Consider the following 22,342-nt stretch of genomic DNA (forward strand, 5'->3'; position numbering starts at 1 on the left):
TCGAACGGTCAGCCCGGCTCCACGGCCTCGACCACGAACGGTGTCCCCTGCTGGCACCGCGTGGCGAGGTCGGGGGCCGGGCTTCCGCGTACGGTGACCCGGTCGCCCGCGACGACACCCGCCGTCGACCCGACCAGCAGCCACGTCGTGCGGGTGCCCGTGGTGGTCGTGAGCGTCAGGCAGCCGCTCTCGTCGGTTGCACCGACCACTCCCGTCAGGACGACACCCTGGGCTGTCGGAGTCGTGGGGGCCGGCTCGTCAGGCGTCGTCGTGCTCGCGGACGTCGTCTGCGGCGTCGGATCCTCCGGCTCGTCGGAGCCGGCTCCGCATCCCGCGGCGAGCAGGAGCGCCGTCACCGCCAGCATCACGCGCATCGTCATCGCTCCATCGTGCCCCAGCCGTCCACGGACGACGCCCGATGAGGCAACTGAGTCGCTACTGCGGCACCACGGCAAACTCGTTGCCGTCGGGATCGAGCATGTCGACGGCACCGTCCTTGCGGGTGGTGACTCTGGTCGCGCCGAGCGCGACCAGCCGGTCGACCTCGGCGCCCTGCCCGCTGCCGGCCGCAGGCACCAGGTCGAGCTGCAGCCGGTTGCGACCCGTCTTGGAGTTGACCGGCGGCCCGCCCCAGGAGATCTTCGAGCCACCCTGCAGCGACTGGATCGCCGTCTCCTCGTCCTGGTCCCAGACCAGCGGCCAGCCGAGCGCCTTGCTCCAGAAGTAGCCCACTGCCTGCGTGCCGTCGCTCGACAGCGCGCCGATGAACGCCGTGTCGGCCAGGAAGTTGTTGCCGGCCGCGATGACGCAGAGCTCGTTGCCCTCGGGGTCGGCCATCACGACATGGGTGTCGTCCGGTCCCTGCCCGATGTCGAGGTGGCGTCCGCCGAGCTCCAGGACGCGCGCCACGGTCACCTTCTGGTCGCCGGGCCAGTTGCTCGTGAGGTCGAAGTGCATCTGGTTGGGTCCGGTCTTGTCGCCCGGCTGCTCGACGAACCGGACCGGGAAGTCGGTGGCCTCGCCCGGCAGCACGGTCACCCCGTCCTCACCCAGCTCCCGGCGCAGGACACCCGCCCAGAAGTGCGCCAGCTCGTGCGGTTCGTTCGCGCCGAACGACATTGCGTGCAGGTGTGCCGTCATGAGTTCTGCCCCCTGATCAGATGCCCACCGGCTGCGGGCCCGTCGCTTCCACGCTAGGGCGCCCCTGCGGATGCTGCAAAAGCGGCCCCTGACGGGCAGGGCACTCAGTCTCGATACTGCAGCTCGGCGGTGACCCTCAGCCCGTCGTGGTGCTCCACGGTCCACGCGTCGCAGATGTGCTCGACGATCGCCAGGCCACGCCCCCGCGCGCCGTCGTCGCTGAACGAGACCTTGCGCAACGTCGAGGGCGGCCCGCCGTCGCACACGCTGATGCGCACCACGCCGTCGTCGATGCACCACGAGATGTCGATGAGCCCGTCGGCGTTCGGCCTGCCGTGCTCGAGGCCGTTGGCAGCCAGCTCGCCCAGCACCAGCTCGGCGTCGTGCACGAAGGTGTCGCGCATCCCCAGCATCCTGAGCTCGGCCACCAGCTGCTTGCGGGCCACTCGTGCACTGGCCGGCTCGAACGGCAGGTGCAGCGCCGTGCAGGGGTCGTCGTCACGTTGCTGCCGGTCGTGGCGCGAAGTCATCGTGAGTGCCTCTGTGCGGGGAAGGTGCGGATGACTAGGTCTACCCCGAACAGCCACTTTCATGCCATCCGGGCCCGCGGTACGCGTCGGGGGCATGAGTCGCGGCACCTCACGGCCACCTGCAGGTTCTCAGGATTTTTTCAATTGCCGCCCTTGAACGATCACGAGATCCACGTCTATAACTATCCGTAGTTGAGTCATGTCGGCTCAACTCTGACTGAGAGGAGAACTGCCATGAACGCAATGACTTTCGATCCTTTCGGAGGGCTCGACCGCCTGGCCCAGAACCTGACCCAGATGAGCACCGGTCCCCGCGCCGTGCCGGTCGACCTGTTCAAGGACGGCGACCGCTACCTGCTCAACGCGGACCTGCCCGGCGTCGACCCCGGCTCGATCGACATCGACCTCGACGGACATCTGCTCACGATCCGCGCCGAGCGCACCGCCGCCGCACACGAGGGCGTCAGCTGGATCGCTCGGGAGCGACGCGCCGGCAGCTACGTCCGCCAGTTCACGCTGGGCGAGGGCCTGGACACCGAGCGCATCTCGGCCAGCTACGACAACGGCGTGCTGTCGCTCGTCATCCCGTTGACCGAGCGGGCCAAGCCGCGCAAGATCCAGCTCTCGACCGCAGACGGCCGGGCATCCATCTCCGCGTGACCTGATCGTCGCGTCCTCGCCCACCCTCGAGGGCGCGGGCCGTGCCGACTCACGCAGACGGCGCGGTCCGCGTCCTCCACTGCTGGCGTCCTTGCTGTGGAGCCTCCGACAGTGTGCTGCTTCAGGACATACCGGACAGATGTCTCAAGACATCCCGGACATGGCGATGATGCTCCGTGAGTGAGCAAAGCCCGCCTGGTCATCACCGCCGTCATCGTGGAGAAGCGCAAAGTGGCCGAGGTCGCCAAGACCTACGGCGTCTCGCGGTCCTGGCTCTATGAGCTCCTCGCCCGATATCGAGACGAGGGCGAAGCGGCATTCGAACCCCGGTCCAGACAGCCCAAGACAGTGCCGCGGGCAGTGCCCGCGACCACCGTCGAGCTCATCCTCAAGATCCGTCGTGCCCTCACAGCCGCGGGCCTGGACGCAGGCCCCGACACGATCGGCTGGCACCTGGCGCAGCACCATCAGGTCGTCGTCTCCCGGGCCACGATCTCCCGCCACCTGACCCGCGCCGGCCTCGTGACACCGGAGCCGAAGAAGAAGCCGAAGTCGTCCTACATCCGCTTCGCCGCGGCGATGCCGAACGAGACCTGGCAATCAGACTTCACCCACCACCGACTCACCAACGAAGACGGCAGCACCGGTGCTGACGTCGAGATCCTGACCTGGCTCGATGACTGCACCAGGTTCGCGATCCGCGTCACCGCCCACCCCCGAATCACCGGCCCAACCGTCGTCGCTGAGTTCCGCCAAGCGATCAAAACCCACGGAATCCCAGCCTCAACACTGACCGACAACGGCATGGTCTTCACCACCCGCTTCTCCGGTGGCAGAGGCGGACGCAACGGATTCGAGTCCGAACTCAGACGCCTGCACATCATCCAGAAGAACGGCAAAGCCAACCACCCCACCACCCAGGGCAAGGTCGAGCGCTATCAGCAGACCATGAAGAAGTGGCTACGCGGACAACCCGAACAGCCCGCAACGATCGACCAGCTACAGACCCTGCTCGACACCTTCGTCGACGAGTACAACCACCGCCGACCACACCGCTCCCTGCCCCACCTGGCCACCCCAGCAGCCCTGTTCACCACCATGCCGAAGGCTCTGCCCGGAGCCAGCCGAGACGCCGACACCCTCGAACGCGTCCGCCACGACCGCATCGATGAATCCGGCTGCGTCACCCTGCGAGTCAACGGGAAAATGCACCACATCGGCCTCGGACGAACCCTCGCCCGAACCCACGTCCTGATCCTCGCCCAAGACCTCGAGGTCCGAGTCATCAACGCCATCACCGGCGAGCTCATCCGAGAACTCACCATCAACCCCGACCGCGACTACCAACCCACCGGCGCACCCAAAGGACCCACCCGAAAATGACGAACCCCGGACCAGTCGTGGGTCCGGGAGTCCGGGATGTCTTGAGACATCACATGGAGCCTCCGACAGGATTCGAACCCGCGACATCCTTATTACAAGTAAGGCGCTCTACCGACTGAGCTACAGAGGCGACGGGCCAAGGCCCGGTGTCGAGTGTAGTGGCCGACCAGACTGCCCACCGAACGGCCCGAGCGGCCAGAAAAACAATTGCGCCCAATCTCGTACGAGACATTCTCTCAGCCCTCTACCGTGGCCAGACCAACATCTGCGAATGGGAGTACGCGATGAAGAGAACAGCAATTCTGCTCGCCGGGGGAATGATCTCGGTGGGACTGGTCGGCGGGCCTGCACAGGCCTCGGGGAGCGACGATCCAGACGACGTGAACGCCTGTGGTGCGGACTACGTCCTCGCCGGGCACACCAAGATCGAGGGTCCGACGGGACGCGAGTCGCTGGGCAAGATCGTCCAGACGACCAACCTGCCACCCTCGACGCCTGCACGTTCGTGGTGCTCAAGAAGGACAGAGGCACCACTGGAACGCTCACGGTGACGGTGCGGACGGCGGGGGCCGAGACGCCCGAGGGCACGTGGGACACCACGACCCCGACCGACACCGCGATCGACCTGGGCGAGAGCTTCGTGTCGCCGCCGACCTATCTTGCCGCCGCGGACGTCAGCCGCGCCTCCGTCACGGTCGACATCGTCGGCGAGGCGCTGCAGGGCAAGCAGCACGGCAAGAAGAGGCTCGTCGTCGTCCCGGCCACGAAGGCCGAGAAGAAGGCCGCGCTGAAGGCGTACAAGGACGCCGTCAAGGCTGCCCGCAAGGCGCTGCGCAAGCACGATGACGACGACCGCTACGACCGTGCGGTCGAGCGGGCCCGCGACCGGCGGGACGACAAGCTCGACGGGCGCAAGAAGCACGTGATCGTGCAGGTCGGCGTCGCGACGCCGTTCACCACGACGGCCACGCACGAGTTCGAGCTCGCGACCGCCATCCCGACACCGGACGACGACTCGGATGAGCCGGTGGTCGACCCGATGCAGGGCTGACCGACCCGTCACCACGAACGGCACCTCGCACCGCGGGGTGCCGTTCGTGCGTCAGACGGCGCCGTCGCGGCAGCGCTTGAGGTAGTCGGCGTCCACCTGCTCGTCGACGTCGAGGTCGGGCATCTCGACGTCATCGGCGTTGCCCACGCGAGCGAACGTCCTCAGGTCGGACGTCGTCTCGTCGAGGTCGGCATCGGGCACCAGGTGGTCGTCGAGCGCGAGCGCGCAGTCGCCGGCGCCGAACTCCTGCCAGCCTCCGCTGACACCGAAGTCGTCGGTCGTGTCGTCGTAGGCGCTGAGGCCGTGCACCCGCAGCACCCCGATCACGCGGGTCGGGCCGTCGTCGCCGAGCCGCACCTCGTACGCAGCGCGGGTCTGCAGCTCCAGCACGACGTACGGCTTGCCGTCCTCGTCGTCGGCTTGCGACACCTGCCACGCGGTCGTGACCTTGGGCTTGCCGATCACCGTGACGTCGTCGGCGAACACGTTGGCGACCGCGAGCCGCGGGGACACCGCGTCCTTCGTCTGCCGCCGCAGCGCGTCGCCGGCCTTGCCGCTGAGCACCTTCCCGACAGCGTCGACCGGTGCCGCGCCGTGCCACACGGAGGTGTCGAGGGTCGTGACCTCGGCCCAGTCGCTGAGCGTCGTGACCATCCGGTCGTACGTCTCCGCGTCGAACCCGCCGGGACGAGCTGGCGGGTCACCCGGCTCCAGCTCAGTGCGCCACCCGAGGTCGAGCGACGCCAGCGTCAGGTCGGTGTCCGGGGCCGACGTCGGCGCGGCCTTCGCGTCCGATCCGCCGGTGCACCCCGCGCACACGACGAGTGCTGCCACGACCAACCCCAGAAGCCTGCGCATCGCCCCAGTATCCGTGACCCCGCCAACCGATCCGGTTGCGACATACTGACCAGATGCCACAGCCGTACGACCGACTGCTCGCCGCGACGTCGTCGCTGGACACCCCGTTCGCGGTCGTCGACGCCCCTGCGCTGTGGTCCAACGCCGACGACCTGGTCCGGCGCGCGGCCGGCGTGCCGATCCGCGTCGCCAGCAAGTCGGTGCGCGTCCGGTCGATCGTCGAGCAGACCCTCGCCCGCGACGGGTTCGCCGGCGTCATGTCCTACTCGCTCGCCGAGTCGAACTGGCTGGTCGACCAGGGCCTCGACGACGTCCTCCTGGCCTATCCGACGACGAGCCGTCAGGCACTGGCCGACCTCGTCGCCGACGACCGCCGCCGCGCCGCCATCACCGTCATGGTCGACAGCACCGAGTCGCTCGACCACATCGACGCCCTGCTGGGCGCCGACCACCCGGCCATCCGGGTCTGCATCGACGTGGACTCCTCGCTCAAGATCGGGCCCGTCCACCTCGGCGTGCGTCGCTCCCCCGTCCACACGGCCGAGCAGGCCGGCACGCTCGCCGCCGCGATCGAGAAGCGCGCGGGCTTCGACCTCGTCGGCGTGATGTTCTACGACGCGCAGATCGCCGGGCTCCCCGACTCCTCACCCGCGGTGCGCCTGGTCAAGAAGCGCTCGGCCGCCGAGCTGCTCGAGCGCCGGACGACAGTCGTCGAGGCAGTTCGGCTGCACGCCGACCTCGAGATCGTCAACGCCGGCGGCACCGGCAGCCTCGAGGTCACGGGGCTCGACCCGTCGATCACCGAGCTCACCGCCGGGTCCGGGCTGTTCTCCCCCGTCCTGTTCGACGGCTACGACGCCTTCGAGTCGCGCCCCGCCGCCTACTTCGTGCTCTCGGTCGTGCGCAAGCCCGCTCCCGACATCGCCACGCTGTTCGCCGGCGGCTACATCGCCTCGGGACCGACCAACAAGAACCGCCAGCCCGCGCCGACCTGGCCCGAGGGCCTCTCCGCGATCGGCACCGAGGGCGCCGGCGAGGTGCAGAGCCCGGTCAAGGGAGCGGCGGCCCGCGACCTGTCGATCGGTGACCGCGTCGTCATGCGCTACGCCAAGGCCGGCGAGATGTGCGAGCGGTTCGACCAGGTCGCTGTCGTCGACGCCGACGGCGGAGTCGACCTCGTCCCCACCTATCGCGGAGAGGGCAAGAACTTTGGCTGAGACCCGTTCGACGCAGACCTGGCAGAACTGGGGCCGCAGCGTCGAGACCCACCCCGTACGCATCGCGCACCCCGCGTCGACCGCCGAGGTCGTCACGATCGTCCGCGAGGCCGTCGCCGCCGGGCACCCGGTCAAGGCGGTCGGCGCCAGCCACTCCTTCACCGCGATCGGCGCCACCGACGGCGTCCTGCTCAGGCTCGACCGCATGAACGCGATCGTCGGCACCGACGTCGCGACCCGGCGGGTCCGCGTCCAGGCCGGCATCTCGCTGCACGACCTCAACCCCCGGCTCAAGGCCATGGGCCTGGCGCTGCCCAACCTCGGCGACGTCGACCCGCAGTCGGTGGCCGGAGCCATCTCGACCGGCACCCACGGCACGGGCGGACGCCTGTTCGGCATCTCCCGGGCCGTCGTCGGCGTGCAGATCGTCACGGCGACGGGCGACGTCCTCGAGATCAACGAGCAGCACGAGTGGTTCGGCGCGAGCCGGGTGACGCTGGGCGCGCTGGGCATCGTCACCGAGGTCACGCTGCAGTGCGTCCCGGCGTTCCTCCTCCACGCCCGCGAGGAGCCGATGGCGCTGCCCGAGGTGATGGGCCGCATCGACGAGCTCGTCGCCGACAACGACCACTTCGAGTTCTACTGGTTCCCCCACACCGAGAGGACGTCGATCAAGCGCAACAACCGTGTGCCCGAGGGCACCGAGCGCCGGCCGATCGGACGGTTCCGGCACTGGCTCGACGACGAGTTCCTCAGCAACACCGCCTTCGAGGGCATCAACCGCGTCGTGGCGAAGCGGCGATCGTGGATCCCGCGGGTCAACGCGATCGCAGCCTCGACGCTGAGCGCCCGTGAGTACGTCGACGACTCGTTCAACGTCTTCGTGTCGCCGCGCACCGTTCGCTTCCGCGAGTCGGAGTTCGCGATGCCCCGTGAGGCACTCCCCCACGTGCTCGGCGAGCTGGCGGCGTGGTTCGGCGCCGGCCACGAGAACGTCTCGTTCCCCATCGAGGTGCGGTTCACCGCCGCCGACGACGTCTGGATGTCGACCGGCCACGAGCGCGACAACTGCTACGTCGCCGTCCACCAGTACTGGCGCAGCGACTACACCGACTACTTCGCCGCCGCCCAGGACATCTTCACCGCCCACGAGGGCCGTCCACACTGGGGCAAGATCCACACGCTCGACGCGTCGTACTTCGCCCAGCGGTATGCCCGCTTCGGCGACTTCGTCGCGATCCGCGACGAGCTCGACCCCGGGCGGACGTTCAGCAACGCCTACCTGGACCGCGTCCTCGGCTGACCCCCGCTGCGTCATACCTTCTGAGGTCCCGGACCCACAGAAGGTATGACGCAACACCGGGGATCACTCAGGCAGGAGAGTTGACGACGACCAGCGAGGTCGGGACGTCCTCCAGGGTCGAGCGCTCGCGCTCCTTCCCGCTCGTGAGGTCGAAGACCGCGACAGAACGGTCACGCGGGTCGGTGACCCAGGCGAAGCCGCCGCCGATCGCGACCTGCGGCTTGGGGTCGCTGAACTCCTCCGTCATGGTCCACGGCTCCACGACCTTCAGCGTCCGGACGACCTTGCGCGACTCGTCGTCGACGACGTGCAGGGCCCCGTCGGTGCCGAGCGCCACGGTCTGACCGTCGGCGCGGACGAAGCCGGAGTACTCGACGCCCAGGTCGACGGATGCGACCTCCTTCGCCTCGACGTCATAGAACGCGATGCGCTGTGCCATCTCGGCGTCCTGCTCGCTGAAGAGATTCCCGACCACGACATCGGAGTCGTCGGCTCCCACGAGGGTGCTCGTCCCGGAACCCTCGAACGGCGCCTTGATCAACGACCCCTCGCCGTCCTCGACGACGAGCACGCCGTCGGAGCAGCCGAAGGCGTAGCCGTCATCTCCGACGTGCGTCTCGCCGTGCAGCCCGTTGCAGCCGTCGATGCGGTCCGTCTCCTTGCCCTGGGCGTCGAGCACCAGCAACCCGGCAGCCTCCTCGCCCTCGGGGTAGGACGCGAGAAATCCACCGTCGGCCGTCGGTGCTGCGACACCGTGGTGAGGCGCGCCGGTCTCGACACGCTGGACCTCGACGTCGTCGTCCTCGAGACCTGTCCAGTCGAAGGCCTCGAACGAGCCGTCGTCATCGAACCAGACGATGCTGCGCTCGTCGTCGCTGACGGCGTGATAGCTCGTGCCACGATCGAAAGTCGTGTCGAGCACCGAGGGAGCCGTGACGTACGCGTGGCTGTGGTCGCCGTGCGCCTCGGACCACGTGCCGGCGTCGACGACGCCGACCTCCTTGGCATCCGACTGCAGCGTGAACACGTGGCGGCCGTCGCCCGCGACCTGCAGCTTGGGACGGCTGGCCATCGGAAAGCGGCCCAGGCCCTCCAGGTCGGAGCCTGCGACGAGCTCGACACCCGCGTCCGAGCCGATCACGAGGCGTGGCTGGGCGGTGGGGGTCGACTGGCGTCCGGAAGTCTCCGCGGTCGCCCCCGCGTCGGTCTCTGGTCGAGGGTCGGACTCCGCGCAGGCGGCCACGGTGGCGCCGAGAGCGAGGAGGGTGATCACGGTGCGGGTCATGTGCTGTCTCATGAGACGACATCCCACCCTTAACGAGAATGATTGTCAAATTCATCTAGAGGTCAGCGAGCATCTAGCACGCCGGAGGGGATGCCGGGCGGCTCGTCCACGTCGTGAGAGCCGCCCCGCCCGCCGGCGGATCGGCCTACGTTCGAGGCATGTTGACGACGGCACAGCGCACCGCGCAGGGACGCCCTTGTCCGTCCTGCCGCTGTCTCCGCTGAGCACCGCTCGCACACCGCTCCCACCCATCCACCTCCCTGAAGGGACAGCCTTGCCATGCCCATCTCCCCCGACCCGCTGAAGTTCGCCTACTGGGTCCCCAACGTCTCCGGCGGCCTCGTCACCAGCACGATCGAGCAGCGCACCGACTGGTCGTACGACTTCAACGTCGAGGTCGCGCAGCTCGCTGAGAAGGTCGGCTTCGAGTACGCCCTGAGCCAGGTCCGCTACACCGCGTCGTACGGCGCCGACCAGCAACACGAGTCGACCAGCTTCTCGCTCGGCCTGCTGACGCAGACCGAGAAGCTCAAGGTCATCGCGGCGGTCCACCCCGGCCTGTGGCACCCCGCCGTCCTCGCCAAGCTCATCATCACCGCCGACCACATCTCGGGTGGCCGGGCTGCGGTGAACGTCGTGAGCGGCTGGTTCAAGGACGAGTTCACCGGCCTCGGCGAGGCATGGCTCGAGCACGACGAGCGCTACCGCCGCAGCGAGGAGTTCATCCGCGTCCTGCGCGGACTGTGGACCGAGCAGGGCTTCGAGCACCGCGGCGACTTCTACAGGATCCACGACTTCACGCTGCAGCCCGGCCCGGTCGACGTCCCCGGCCGCCCGCACCCGGAGATCTTCCAGGGCGGCAACTCCACCGCCGCCCGTCGCAACGGCGGCACGGTCGCCGACTGGTACTTCTCAAACGGCAAGGACTTCGACGGCTTCACCGAGCAGTACCTCGAGGTCAACCAGAACGCGGCGCTCGCCGGCCGCGAGGGACAGGTCAAGTTCGGCCTCAACGGATTCGTCGTCGCCCGCGACTCCGAGGAGGAGGCACACGCCGTCCTGGAGGAGATCATCGAGAAGGCCAACCCCGACGCGGTCGAGGGGTTCCGCCAGGCCGTCCAGCAGGCCGGCAGCTCGACCGGTGACGGCAAGGGCATGTGGTCGGACTCCACGACCCGCGACCTCGTCCAGTACAACGACGGATTCCGCACCGGCCTCATCGGCACGCCCGAGCAGATCGCGACCCGGATCGTCGACTACAAGTTGCTCGGCGTCGACCTGTTCCTCCTGGGCTTCCTGCACTACCTGGAGGACATCGCCTACTTCGGCGAGAAGGTCCTGCCCCTCGTCCGCGAGCTCGAGGCCGACGCCGTCCGCGCCGGCGAGCTGGCACCCACCCGCTGAACCACTCCCCCACGAAAAGTGCCTGCCGGGTCGACCAGGACCCGGCAGGCATGTCATCCCCAGTAGAGAGACAAGGAAAGACTATGACCATCACCGTCCAGGAGGCCCTGTCCTCCTCCCCCTGGGCCGACCAGCCCCGCCCGACCACCGCCGCCGGATGGCTCGACCGGGCCGCGGAGGTCGCGGGCATCCTTGCCGTCGACGCCGTCGAGCGCGATCGCGCGCAGGCCGTCCCCGCAGCCGAGGTGCAGCTGCTCAAGGACGCCGGCCTCGTGACGCTGCTCGGCCCCGTCGAGCACGGCGGCGCCGGCCAGACCTGGGAGACCGCCTACCAGATCATCCGTGAGATCGCCTCCGGCGACGGCTCGATCGGCCAGCTCATCGGCTACCACTACCTCTGGGCCTGGGCCGTCCGTCTCGTCGGTACACCCGACCAGATCGCCGCGGTCGAGGAGCTCTACACGACGCAGAACTTCTTCTTCGGCGGCGCGGTGAACCCGCGCGACAACGACCTGACGATCACCGAGGACGGCGACGAGCTGGTCTACAACGGCCGCAAGTCGTTCTCGACCGGCTCGAAGATCAGCGACCTGACCGTTCTCGAGGGCGTCTTGGAAGGGACCGAGAAGCACATCTTCGCGATCGTCCCGACCCAGCAGGAGGGCATCGTCTTCCTCGACGACTGGGACAACCTCGGCCAGCGCCTCACCGAGTCCGGCGGCGTCACGATCACCGATGTCCGGATCCCGTGGGCGGCCGCGGCCGGCTACGTCGACAAGGAGCCGGTCGAGCTGACGTACGGGACGCTCAACCTGCCGACGATCCAGCTGGTCTTCGCCAACTTCTACCTCGGGATCGCCAAGGGTGGCCTCAAGGCCGGCACGGCGTACGCCCGAGAGAAGACGCGTGCCTGGCCCTACGGCGGCGACGACAAGGAGACCGCCGGCGAGGAGTGGTACCTGCTCGAGGGCTACGGGCGTCTGCAGTCGCAGCTCTGGGCAGCCGAGGCCCTCGCCGACGATGCCGGCCGGGAGATCGCGGTCCTGCTGCACGCCGACCGGGAGGCCCTGACGCCCGAGCAGCGGGGTCACGCCGCCGTCCGCATCGCAGCCGTCAAGCAGCTCGCGACCGACGTCTCGCTCGAGGTCGGCACCAAGATCTTCGAGCTCACCGGTGCGCGCGCCTCGAGCAACGCGGTCGGTCTCGACATCTTCTGGCGCAACGCCCGCACGCACACCCTGCACGACCCGGTCGCCTACAAGCGCCGGGAGGTCGGCGAGTACGCGCTGCTCAACAAGATCCCCGAGCCCACCTGGTACACGTGAGCCGCACCTAGCACGGGACGTCGTGTCCCGCTCGGCGGTCCGGATCGCAGGAACGAGCGATCCGGACCGCCGTTGCGGGTCACGATCAAGACATCAACCCCTGAGAGGAACACCATGAGCAAGCAGATCGTCCCGTTCGTCGTCGACGGCCGCGGCACCGGCGTCGCCCAGCAGCTGACCGTCGCCGGCGACAACGCCCACACGTTCTCGGCCGACACCTATCCGGCGTTCGGCGGCGCCGACGCGGCACCCAGCCCGCTCGCCTACACGCTGGGCGCCCTGACGTCGTGCAACCAGATCGCGGCCCAGCTCGTCGCCCAGGACCTCGGCGTGACCCTCGGCGAGTTCCGGATCTCGGCACGCGGCGACTTCGACCCGTCGGTGTTCGTCGGTGGCGCCGACGGCAACGCCAACTTCGACGCCGTCACGGTCACCGCCTCGGTGCAGACCGACGCGGACGAGGAGACGTTCACGACCTTCGTCAGCGAGCTCGAGCGCCGCTGCCCCGTCACGCAGCTGTTCAAGCGCAGCGGCCTCGAGTACGTCTCGAGCTGGACCGCCGTCCCGCTGGACACGGCCTCCTGATCGTGTCCGAGACGCTGCTCCGTACCGCCCAGCTTGCCGCGACGTTCGCTGTGGGTGCCGTTGATCGCGACCGTGACCGCACGCTGCCGCGCGACGAGCTCGACGCCCTGTCGTCAGCCGGCGCACTGGCGGTCACCGTGCCCACCGGGCACGGCGGTCCCGGTGGTGGTGCGGCGGCAGCGTTCGAGGTCACCCGCCTGCTGGCCACCGCCGATCCGAGCATCGCGCAGATCCCGCAGAGTCACTTCGTCTACCTCCGCCTCGTCGAGCTCGCCGGCACGCCCGCGCTGCGCGACGAGATCTTTGACGCCGTGCAGACCGGCGCCCGGGTCGCCAACGCCCAGTCCGAGCGTGGCGGCGCCACGATCACCGACATCCGCACCCGGGTCCGCGCCGAGGGCGAGGAGGCCGTCGTCGACGGCGAGAAGTTCTACAGCACCGGCAGCCTGCTGGCCGACTGGCTGGCCGTCCTCGCCCGCGACGACGGCGGGGTCGACCACATCGCCTTCGTGCGCGCCGACGCCCCGGGCGTCACGATCGTCGACGACTGGACCGGCATGGGGCAGCGCACGACCGCGAGCGGCACGGTCCGGCTCGACGGCGTACGCCTGCCGCTCACCCACCTGGCGCCCCGGTCGGCCGCCGTGACCGGCCCGTTCGCGTACGGTGCGTTCGCCCAGGGTCTGCACGCCGCGATCGACACCGGGCTGGCCCGGGGAGCCCTCGCGGAGGCGGCGCACTTCGTGCGCGTCTCGAGCCGTCCGTGGTTCGAGGCCGGGGTCGATCGGGCAGACCAGGACCCGTTGCTCCTGCAGCGCTTCGGCGAGCTCGAGGTCGAGGTACGGGCCGCGGAGTCCGCCCTGACCACGGCCGCGACAGCCGTCGACACCGCCGACGAGCGACGGTCCGACGACGCAGCCGCCGAAGCCTCCCTGACCGTCGCGACGGCCAAGGTGCTGGCTGATCGCGCCGCGCTCTCGGTGACCAACGCCCTGTTCGAGCTCGGCGGCACCCGCGCCAGCGACGACCAGCTCAACCTGCACCGGCACTGGCGCAACGCCCGGACCCACACCCTGCACGACCCCGTCCGCTGGAAGCTGCAGCACCTCGGGCGGTGGGCCGTCCGCGGCGAGCTGCCCCCGCGCGGCCCCCAGCTCTGACCCCGACACCAAGGACCCCCATGAGCCTGACGTTCGACTGGTTCCTGCCCACGACCGGCGACAGCCGCGCCCTCGTCGGGGGCGGCCACAGCGTGCCGAGCGACCTCGGCCGGGCCGGCGGCTCGATCGACACCGCCGGACGCTTTCGCGAGCCCGACCTGCGCTATCTCGCCCACGTCGCCCGGACGGCCGAGGACCTCGGCTTCGACGCCGTCCTGACCCCGACCGGCACACCGTGCGAGGACGCATGGGTCGTGGCGTCCGCGCTGATCCCCGAGACCGAGCGGCTCAAGTTCCTGGTCGCCCTGCGGCCCGGTCTCATCACGCCGACGCTGCTGGCCCAGATGTCGTCGACGTTCCAGCGACTGTCGGGCAACCGGCTGCTGCTCAACGTCGTGGTGGGTGGAGACCCGTCCGAGCAGTTGCGCTTCGGCGACCGGGTCCAGAAGGACGACCGATATGCCCGAGCTGCCGAGTTCCTCCAGGTGTTCCGGGAGTCGTTCACGGAGGCGGGCAGCAGCTTCACCGGCGCCTTCTACGACGTCGAGGACGCGCGGACCCGGCGGCCTGCACCCGTCCCCGAGATCTACCTGGGTGGCTCGTCGGCGGCGGCCGGTCCGGTCACCGCGGCCCACACCGACGTCTACCTGACGTGGGGCGAGCCACCGGCCGCCGTCGCGGAGAAGATCGCGTGGATCCGGGGACTCGCCGACGAGGAGGGTCGCACGGTTCGTTTCGGGGTTCGCCTGCACACGATCAGCCGCGACCACTCCGAGGACGCCTGGCGCTTCGCCGACGCCCTCCTCGCCCAGCTCGATCCTGCGGAGGTCGCGAAGGCTCAGGACGTCATCGCAAGCAGCGAGTCGGAGGGGCAGAAGCGCATGCGCGACCTCCACGGCGGCCAGTACGACCCCCAGGACGCCCGGTCACTCGAGGTGCACCCCGCACTCTGGTCGGGCATCGGCCTGATGCGCAGCGGCGCCGGGACGGCCCTCGTCGGCAGCCACACCGAGGTCGCCGACCTCATCGGTGAGTACGCCGAGGTGGGCATCGAGGAGTTCGTGCTGTCGGGCTACCCGCACGTCGAGGAGGCGTACTGGTTCGCGGAGGGAGTCCTGCCGATCGTTCGGCGGCGCGGCCTCATCGCGCCGTGACGGGGTGCAGAATCGCACACTTTTTGCACTGTAATTGTAATGAATTATGGTCAGATGCGCCTTGCACTCGAACATCTGTTCGAGTAGGCTGGAGTCATGAATCCGCAGCCGACGATCGAGGCGATGCGCACTGCTGCGCGGGTCCTGTCGTCGGGGGATGTGCGGGAGTCGTTGCATGCGGTGCAGGTCGCCCAGGACGCGTTGGATGCGGCGAAGTCCATGTTGCTGGCCGAGCTGCAGGCGTCGAAGGAGTTCGAGCTCGATGGTGCGTCGACCCTAAATGCGTGGGTCCGCAACCAGCTGCGGTTGAAGCCCGGTCAGGCCAGCATCTTGGTCAGGAACGTTCAGGCGTTGTCCGATCTTCCGGGAGTCGCGGAAGCTGCTCTGGCCGGCAAGATGTCCGCGGCTCATGTGGCGGTGTTCGCCTATGGTTTGCGGCACATCGGTTTGGAGTCGATGCGTGAGTTCGAGGCCGAGTTCGTCGACGTGGCACTGGCTCGTGTGCCGGGTGATCTGTTCGAGGCGGTCAAGCATCTGCAGGACGTGCTGCATCCCGAGGACCTGGATGAGAAGTACCTCGACGGGATGGAGAAGGAGGACTTCTCGATCGACGCCCTGCCGGACGGTTTCCACGTGACCGGGTTCTTGAACACCGTCACCGGGTCGAAGCTGAAGAAGGCCATCGACGCGTTGTCGGCCCCCAAGGACGCTGACGACAAGCGCACCGGGGCCGAGCGGCGGGTCCAAGCGGTCGACGACCTCGCGTCGGCGTTCCTCGGTTCGGGTCTTCCGGCTGACAAGGGCGTGAAGCCGCACATGAGCGTGTTCGTGGACGCTGAAACGCTCGCTGCCGCGGCCGAGCACGTGGAGCAGACGACCAAGAAGCCTTATCTGAATCCTCCGGCGATGCCGGCGACGGAGCCCGCGGTGCTGGCCGGTCACGGAGCGATCGGCCCACAGCTGTTGATGATGCTGACGTGCATGGCTGCTGTGACGCCGATCGTGCACACGGTGCAGGCCAACCCCTCGGACGTCACCACAGGCCGAGCGAAGCGAGGCAGGTGCCCGGGCGAAGCCCGGCAGCGACGTAGTCGCTGATGCGGCGAGGAACGAGCCGCGCACCCCATCACTCGATCTGGTGGTCCATGGGTGGCCCGACCGACATCGACCTGCTCGTCGGGTTGTGCACGAGGTGCCATCACCTGGTGCACCGCAACCTCCTGCAGATCAGCGGGGACGCCGTCACCGGATTCACCTTCACGACCCGCGACGGCAGACGACTACGCCGCCGACGACGAACCGGCTACCGCCAAGCCGCCTGACCAGCCACCGCCCCTGGTCCGGCGGCCCACCGGCACGCCCGGACTCAGAAGCGTTGGTGCGTCCCGAAGGCGCGCTGCCAGTAGGTGAGAGGAGCGACGTCGCGGGCATCCGCGGCCTCAACAAGACCCAGCACCAGCGTGTGGTCACCGGCCACGACGAGACTGTCGACCGTCAGCGACACCCATGCGTGGCGGTCGCGCAGAGCAGGTGCACCGTCCTCGAGGTCCCATGGGATGTCGAGGAACTTGTCCTCTCCCTTGCCCGCGAACCGCAGGGCGATCTGGTCGTGGTGGGCGGCGAGGACGTTGACCCCGAACCGTGAGCCGACCGCGAGCTTGCTCAGCAGGTTCGAGGTGTTGTCGAGCGAGACGAGCAGCATCGGTGGGTCCATCGAGAGCGACGAGAAGGCGCTGACAGTCGTCCCGTGCGGGCCGCCGTCGTGGAACGTCGTCACCACCGACACGGCAGTGGCGACGTTGCCCATCGCGGACCGGAACGACTTCTGCAGCACCTCGGCATCGACGTCGGGCCCGTCCTGGTGCTTCATGCTCATGCCATCGACGGTAGGTCGAACGAGCGTCGACACCTGACCGTTCCCGGATGGCGGACGCGGGCCCGGATCGTCACCTGATGAGGTACGCGACCGCGTCGTCGGCTGACCCCGTTGCGTCATACCTTCTGGGGTGCGGGGGCCCCGGAAGGTATGACGCAGGGTCGGAGGGTCAGCCGCGCTGCTTCGAGATCGCGTAGAGCGCGATGCCCGCCGCGACGCCGGCGTTGAGAGACTCAAGACCCGTCGACATGGGGATCGACACGATCTCGTCGCACGTCTCACCGACCAGGCGTGACAGGCCCTTGCCCTCGCTGCCGATCACGACGACCAGCGGGCCGTCGATCATCTGGGAGTCGGCAACGTCGACCGTGCCGTCGGCGGCCAGGCCGATGACCATGCAGCCGTCCTCCTGGAACTCCTTGAGCGTGCGGGTGATGTTGGTGACTCGCGCGACCGGCACCCGGGCCGCAGCACCGGCGGACGTCTTCCACGCGGCGGCCGTGATCTGCGCGGCCCGACGCTCCGGGATGACGACGCCGTGCGCGCCGAAGCCGGAGGCCGACCGGATGATCGCACCGAGGTTGCGGGGGTCGGTGATGCCGTCCAGCACGAGGATCAGGGCCGGCTCGTCGCGCTCGGCGGCGAGCTCCATGAGGTCCTGCGGCGCGGCGTACTCGTAGGCGTTGAGCTTGGCGGCGATGCCCTGGTGGACGGCGCCACCGGTGAGCTTGTCGAGCTCGATGCGGCCGATCTCGAGCAGGCTGACGTGCTGCTCGGCGGCCAGCTTGAAGATCTCGCGGACCTTCTCGTCGCGATCGGTGCCCTCGGCGACGTAGAGCCCGTGCACCGGGACGGTGGCCTTGAGCAGCTCGAGGACGGAGTTGCGTCCAGCGACCCACTCGGCGGCGTCACCCTGCTTGCGCTTGGGCCGAGCGGCCTCGCGCTTCGCGGTGGCGTTCTTCATCTTGTAGATCTTGTGGTTGGGACGGTCCTCCGCGCGCGGAGTCGGCCCCTTGCCCTCAAGACCCTGACGGCGGCGTCCACCGGAGCCGGCAGTGGGGTTGCCCTTGCCGGTCTTCTTGATGGCGCCTCTGCGCTTGCTGTTGCCTGGCATTGCTCAGCCCTTCACGGACCAGCGCGCACCCTGCGGCGTGTCCTCGATCTCGATGCCGGCCGCCATGAGCTGGTCGCGTACGCGGTCTGCGGTGGCGAAGTCCTTGGTGGCGCGTGCCTCCTGGCGCTGCTCGAGCAGTCCCTCGACGAGGGAGTCGATCACCTGCGCATAGGCCGCATCGTCACCCCTAGTTTCCCACGTGGAGGACAGAGGATCCAAACCGAGCACGTCGAGCATGACCCGGACGTCGGCCAGGGCGGCCGAGAGGTCAGCCGATGCGCCCGCCGCGAGCAGCTGGTTGCCGTCGGAGACCCGCCCCTGCAGCACCGCCAGGGCGGCCGGCACGGACAGGTCGTCGTCCATCGCTGCGGCGAAGGCCGCCGGCACCTCGCCGAGCTCGCCGGGGCCGACCAGCTCGGTCGCGCGGGTCACGAACCCCTCGATGCGGTCGAACGCCGTCGCGGCCTCGGCCAGCGACTCCTCGGAGAACTCCACGATCGAGCGGTAGTGCGACGCCGCGAGGTAGTAGCGCAGCGCGATCGGACGGACGCGCTTGACGACCTCGCTCACCATCAACGTGTTGCCGACCGACTTCGACATCTTGGCGCCCGCGAGGTTGAGCATCGCGTTGTGCATCCAGAATCGGGCGAACGGCTGTCCCGCCGCCCGCGACTGGGCCAGCTCGTTCTCGTGGTGCGGGAACCGCAGGTCGAGGCCGCCGCCGTGGATGTCGAACTCGTGGCCCAGATACTTCGCGGCCATCGCCGAGCACTCCAGGTGCCAGCCGGGACGTCCGCGCCCCCACGGGGTCGCCCACGAGGCGGACTCCGGGTCGCCGACCTTGTGGCCCTTCCACAGGGCGAAGTCGCGACCGTCGCGCTTGCCCTCCGGCGGAGCGTCCTCGGCCGGGAGCATGTCGTCGACCTTCTGGTTCGACAGCTCGCCGTAGGCCGGCCACGACCGGACGTCGAAGTAGACGTCGCCCGAGCCGCCGGCCGCCGGGTAGGCGTGACCCCGCTCGATGAGCTCTTGCATCATCTCGATCATCTCGGGCACGACGCCCGTCGCGCGCGGCTCGTACGTCGGCGGGATGCAGCCCAGCACCTCGTACGCCGCGTGGAGCGCCCGCTCGTTCTCGTAGGCGACCGCGAACCAGGGGCGTCCTTGCTCGACCCCCTTGGCGAGGATCTTGTCGTCGATGTCGGTGACGTTGGCGACGATCGCGACCTCGAGGCCCGACCGCTCGAGCCAACGCCGCAGGACGTCGAAGACGACCTCCTTGCGGATGTGACCGATGTGCGGCGGCCCCTGCACCGTCAGCCCGCAGTGATAGATCGAGACGCGTCCGGGGATGACCGGGACGAGCTCGCGAATCTGCCGGGATGCGGTGTCGTAGAGGTGAAATGCCACATGGCAACCCTATCGGCTCCGACGACCTCCGCGGCCCGCGAACGACCAGCGATCACTTGTCACATCTGCCCCATGCGTCACAGATCTCGCCTAGCATGGACAGATGCGTCGTCATCTTCCCCTGCTCGTCGCCGCCGTGCTCGGTCTCACCCTGCTGCCGGGCCTGCCCGCCACGGCCGCCACCGACAAGGCCGCGTTCGCCCGCTGGACCCTCAGCCGTGACTTCGCGAAGGGCGACTCCTACGGGCTCAAGGCCGGCACCGGGCAGATGACGCTCGGCTCGGGCACCGTCCTGCACCGCTACGACGACCCGGAGGTCTCGGGCGGCACCAAGACCTACGACCGCGGCTACTGGAAGGGTCCGTGGCAGAAGGCGGGCTTCGACGCCAAGGCCCTCATTCCGTCGTGGAGCATCACGACCCCCGGCGGCACCTGGGCGCGCATCGACGTGCGGGTGCGTGACGGCGCCACCGTCGGCAGCTGGGACACCGTGGCCCGTTGGGCCGGCGGCACGTCGAGCATCAAGCGCTCGTCGTACGGCTCACAGTCCGACGACCTCGCCAGGCTGTCGACCGACACCGTGCTCGCCAACAGCGGCAAGACGTTCGACCAGTGGCAGGTGCGGGTGCTGCTGCTCAAGCCCCGCGGCACCAAGACCAGCCCCACCCTGCACGCCGTCAACGGCGTCGCGTCGACCTACACCGCGCGCAACCTCAACAGCGCGAGCAGCACCACGATGACCTCGACCAAGGACCTCGCCGTCCCGATGTCGTCGCAGATGATCCACGAGGGCGAGTTCCCGCAGTACGGGGGTGGCGGCGAGGCATGGTGCTCGCCGACCTCGACGTCGATGGTCATGCGCTACTTCGGCAAGGGCCCCGCCAAGGCCGACTACACGTGGTCTCCCTACGCCGACTCGTTCGTCGACCACGCCGCCCGCTACACGTTCGACCACGCCTACGACGGCACCGGCAACTGGCCCTTCAACACCGCCTACGCAGCCGGCTACTCGCTCGACACCTTCGTGACCCGCCTGCACACCCTGCGAGACGCCGAGGCGTTCATCAAGGCCGGCATCCCGCTGGTCGCCTCGGTCGCGTTCGGCAAGGGCGAGCTGTCGGGCTCGCCGATCTCCGCGACCCCCGGGCACCTGATGGTCATCCGCGGCTTCACGTCGTCGGGCCAGGTCATCGCCAACGACCCGGCTGCGCCGAAGAACTCGACCGTCCGCCGCACCTACTCGCGCGCCCAGTTCGAGCGCGCCTGGCTGCGCGGCTCCGGTGGCGTCGTCTATGTCATCCGACCGACGAGCCGAGCCCTCCCGGCCGACACGCCCCGCTGGTAGGGCGCGCTGCGGTGCTCGGTCGGGCTGCGGTCAGCCCGCCGACACCTGGATGCCGTGATAGCCCGTGGCGCCGTCGGGCAGCACGTCGGCACGCTCGGCCGTCTGGGTCTCGCCCGTGCGATCGGTCGCCCGCACCTGGATGACGTGGTCGCCCTTCTGGGCCGACCAGTCGATCTTCCACTGCACCCACGTGTCGACGCTGGGTGACTCCGCGATCGTGGCCTCGCGCCACTCCCCTTCGTCGACGCGCACCTCGACCTTCTCGATGCCCGTGTGCTGCGCCCAGGCGACACCGGCGATCGTGACGTCGCCGACGTCGACCGAGTCGCTGTTGCGCGGCACGTCGATCCGCGACTGGGTCTTGATCGGACCGCGCTCGCCCCAGCCGCGCTGCGTCCAGTAGGCCTGGAAGTCGGCGAACCGGGTGACCTCCCAGTCGGTGACCCACTTGGTCGCCGACACGTAGCCGTACAGCCCGGGGACGACCTGCCGCACCGGGAACCCGTGCGGCACGGGCAGCGGCTCGCCGTTCATGGTCAGCGCCAGCAGCGCGTCGCGGCCGTCGGTGAGGGCGGCGAGCGGGGTGCCGCACGTCCACCCGTCCTCCGACGTCGACAGCAGGGCGTCTGCGCCGGACTGGATGCCGACCTCCTCGAGGATGCCCTTGATCGGGACACCGCCCCAGACCGTGTTGCCGATCAGGTCGCCGCCGACGGTGTTGGACACGCAGCAGATCGTGATCCACGCATCGGTCAGGCCGCGGTCGAGCAGGTCCTGATAGGTCAGGGTGATCTCGCGGTCGACCATGCCGTGGATCCGCAGGGTCCAGTCGGCCGGGTCGATCAGCGGCGGCGAGAGCGTCGTGTCGATCCGGTAGAAGTCGCGGTTGGACGTCAACCACGGCTCCTGCCCGGCCACCTGCAGGTCGGTGCCCGCGGGAGCACTGACCCGGCGCGACGGGAGCGTCAGCGAGGCACGGACGTCCTCGATCTCCTGACGGCGGCGGCGCCGGGTCGCCAGCGCCTGGCTGCCCACGCCCACCACGGCGGTCGCGACGGCGATGATGCCGAACGTCCGCAGGAACCCGCGCCGGGCGAGGTCGGCCGGCTTGCGCTCCCCCGCGCTGAGCAGCAGCTCGAGGACGCCCATGACGACCACCCCGGCGGCGACACAGGCGAAGACGCCGGGCGCCGAGGCGTACGGGCGAGACAGGATCGACGCCGCCGCCAGCACCACGAGCACGCCGACCAGCGCGCAGGCTGCGACCCGGCGGGCGACCCACCACCGGCCGGCCAGCGCCCCGAGCAGCAGGATCGCCACGATCACGCTCGCGATGGCGAGCGGCTTGTCGGCCGTGCCGACGACGCCGATGATCGCCTCCGCGATCGGGCCCGGCGTCAGCTCGATGACGGACTGGCCGACAGACAGCACGGGCGACTCCCGCAGGTCGAGCACGGCGGCCAGGGCCTCGCTCGCGGCGATGCCGGCCAGGGCAGCCAGGACGCCGGCGGCGGTCGTCATTCGAGATCTCACGTCTCCATC

The 22,342-nt window shown here is 69.3% G+C and carries 21 protein-coding genes and 1 tRNA gene; 12 read left to right on the plus strand and 10 right to left on the minus strand.

Going from position 1 to position 22,342, the window contains the following annotated elements; genetic code table 11:
• Positions 1-8 precede the first annotated feature (8 nt).
• The 3 genes from HQK15_RS01095 to HQK15_RS01105 form a co-directional block, all read right to left on the minus strand.
• Complete coding sequence (locus HQK15_RS01095; protein ID WP_173489597.1) at positions 9-380, minus strand: hypothetical protein; 372 nt, start codon at positions 378-380, stop codon at positions 9-11.
• A gap of 55 nt (positions 381-435) precedes the next feature.
• Positions 436-1,140: a VOC family protein gene (locus HQK15_RS01100; RefSeq protein WP_173489598.1), complete on the minus strand. Its 705-nt coding sequence runs from the start codon at positions 1,138-1,140 to the stop codon at positions 436-438.
• 104 nt (positions 1,141-1,244) lie between these two features.
• Positions 1,245-1,670 (minus strand): ATP-binding protein, encoded by a 426-nt coding sequence (locus HQK15_RS01105; RefSeq protein ID WP_173489599.1) that lies wholly within the window; start codon positions 1,668-1,670, stop codon positions 1,245-1,247.
• Positions 1,671-1,904: 234 nt separating this feature from the next.
• Between HQK15_RS01105 and HQK15_RS01110 the strand changes: the two genes are divergently transcribed.
• A complete protein-coding gene (locus tag HQK15_RS01110) occupies positions 1,905-2,330 on the plus strand; it encodes an Hsp20/alpha crystallin family protein (protein ID WP_217361311.1) in 426 nt (141 codons plus the stop codon).
• A 180-nt stretch (positions 2,331-2,510) separates the two neighbouring features.
• A complete protein-coding gene (locus HQK15_RS01115) occupies positions 2,511-3,713 on the plus strand; it encodes an IS481 family transposase (RefSeq protein WP_173489600.1) in 1,203 nt (400 codons plus the stop codon).
• A 54-nt stretch (positions 3,714-3,767) separates the two neighbouring features.
• On the opposite strand, the gene HQK15_RS01120 is transcribed toward HQK15_RS01115, so the two are convergent.
• Positions 3,768-3,843 (minus strand) — tRNA-Thr (locus HQK15_RS01120).
• Positions 3,844-4,260: 417 nt separating this feature from the next.
• On the opposite strand from HQK15_RS01120, the gene HQK15_RS01125 reads away from it, so the two are divergent.
• Positions 4,261-4,764, plus strand: a complete 504-nt coding sequence (locus HQK15_RS01125) for a hypothetical protein (RefSeq protein ID WP_173489601.1) — start codon at positions 4,261-4,263, stop codon at positions 4,762-4,764.
• A 51-nt stretch (positions 4,765-4,815) separates the two neighbouring features.
• Here HQK15_RS01125 and HQK15_RS01130 read toward each other — a convergent pair whose 3' ends face one another.
• Positions 4,816-5,622 (minus strand): hypothetical protein, encoded by an 807-nt coding sequence (locus HQK15_RS01130; RefSeq protein ID WP_173489602.1) that lies wholly within the window; start codon positions 5,620-5,622, stop codon positions 4,816-4,818.
• Between the two features lie 53 nt (positions 5,623-5,675).
• Between HQK15_RS01130 and HQK15_RS01135 the strand changes: the two genes are divergently transcribed.
• Positions 5,676-6,839, plus strand: coding sequence for an amino acid deaminase/aldolase (locus tag HQK15_RS01135; RefSeq protein ID WP_173489603.1), 1,164 nt, complete (start codon positions 5,676-5,678; stop codon positions 6,837-6,839).
• Positions 6,832-8,142: a D-arabinono-1,4-lactone oxidase gene (locus tag HQK15_RS01140; RefSeq protein ID WP_173489604.1), complete on the plus strand. Its 1,311-nt coding sequence runs from the start codon at positions 6,832-6,834 to the stop codon at positions 8,140-8,142. The genes HQK15_RS01135 and HQK15_RS01140 overlap by 8 nt, the downstream gene beginning before the upstream one ends.
• Positions 8,143-8,209: 67 nt before the next feature.
• Here HQK15_RS01140 and HQK15_RS01145 read toward each other — a convergent pair whose 3' ends face one another.
• Positions 8,210-9,427, minus strand: a complete 1,218-nt coding sequence (locus HQK15_RS01145; protein ID WP_173489605.1) for a hypothetical protein — start codon at positions 9,425-9,427, stop codon at positions 8,210-8,212.
• 279 nt (positions 9,428-9,706) lie between these two features.
• Between HQK15_RS01145 and sfnG the strand changes: the two genes are divergently transcribed.
• From sfnG to HQK15_RS01175, 6 genes are all read left to right on the plus strand, one after another.
• Entirely contained in the window at positions 9,707-10,831 is a 1,125-nt protein-coding gene (gene sfnG, locus HQK15_RS01150) for a dimethylsulfone monooxygenase SfnG (protein WP_173489606.1), read from the plus strand.
• Positions 10,832-10,914: 83 nt separating this feature from the next.
• A complete protein-coding gene (locus HQK15_RS01155; protein ID WP_173489607.1) occupies positions 10,915-12,156 on the plus strand; it encodes an acyl-CoA dehydrogenase family protein in 1,242 nt (413 codons plus the stop codon).
• A gap of 114 nt (positions 12,157-12,270) precedes the next feature.
• Entirely contained in the window at positions 12,271-12,741 is a 471-nt protein-coding gene (locus HQK15_RS01160) for an OsmC family protein (protein WP_173489608.1), read from the plus strand.
• A 2-nt stretch (positions 12,742-12,743) separates the two neighbouring features.
• A complete protein-coding gene (locus tag HQK15_RS01165) occupies positions 12,744-13,901 on the plus strand; it encodes an SfnB family sulfur acquisition oxidoreductase (protein WP_367649016.1) in 1,158 nt (385 codons plus the stop codon).
• Between the two features lie 20 nt (positions 13,902-13,921).
• Positions 13,922-15,055 (plus strand): LLM class flavin-dependent oxidoreductase, encoded by a 1,134-nt coding sequence (locus HQK15_RS01170; RefSeq protein WP_173489609.1) that lies wholly within the window; start codon positions 13,922-13,924, stop codon positions 15,053-15,055.
• Between the two features lie 180 nt (positions 15,056-15,235).
• On the plus strand, positions 15,236-16,153 hold the full coding sequence (locus HQK15_RS01175) for a DUF222 domain-containing protein (protein WP_173489610.1): 918 nt from the start codon (positions 15,236-15,238) through the stop codon (positions 16,151-16,153).
• Positions 16,154-16,421: 268 nt separating this feature from the next.
• On the opposite strand, the gene HQK15_RS01180 is transcribed toward HQK15_RS01175, so the two are convergent.
• The 3 genes from HQK15_RS01180 to cysS form a co-directional block, all read right to left on the minus strand.
• Entirely contained in the window at positions 16,422-16,931 is a 510-nt protein-coding gene (locus HQK15_RS01180; RefSeq protein WP_217361312.1) for a flavin reductase family protein, read from the minus strand.
• Positions 16,932-17,100: 169 nt separating this feature from the next.
• Positions 17,101-18,045 carry a 23S rRNA (guanosine(2251)-2'-O)-methyltransferase RlmB gene (gene rlmB / locus HQK15_RS01185; protein WP_173489611.1) on the minus strand — a complete coding sequence of 315 codons (945 nt, stop codon included), beginning with the start codon at positions 18,043-18,045 and terminating at the stop codon, positions 17,101-17,103.
• Positions 18,046-18,048: 3 nt separating this feature from the next.
• Positions 18,049-19,455 (minus strand): cysteine--tRNA ligase, encoded by a 1,407-nt coding sequence (gene cysS, locus HQK15_RS01190; RefSeq protein WP_173489612.1) that lies wholly within the window; start codon positions 19,453-19,455, stop codon positions 18,049-18,051.
• 103 nt (positions 19,456-19,558) lie between these two features.
• Between cysS and HQK15_RS01195 the strand changes: the two genes are divergently transcribed.
• Positions 19,559-20,800 (plus strand): C39 family peptidase, encoded by a 1,242-nt coding sequence (locus HQK15_RS01195; protein ID WP_173489613.1) that lies wholly within the window; start codon positions 19,559-19,561, stop codon positions 20,798-20,800.
• Between the two features lie 30 nt (positions 20,801-20,830).
• On the opposite strand, the gene HQK15_RS01200 is transcribed toward HQK15_RS01195, so the two are convergent.
• On the minus strand, positions 20,831-22,333 hold the full coding sequence (locus tag HQK15_RS01200; RefSeq protein ID WP_367649017.1) for a molybdopterin-dependent oxidoreductase: 1,503 nt from the start codon (positions 22,331-22,333) through the stop codon (positions 20,831-20,833).
• Positions 22,334-22,342: the final 9 nt, after the last annotated feature.

The organism is Aeromicrobium stalagmiti (genome assembly GCF_013283745.1).
Classification (GTDB): Bacteria; Actinomycetota; Actinomycetes; order Propionibacteriales; family Nocardioidaceae; genus Aeromicrobium; species Aeromicrobium stalagmiti.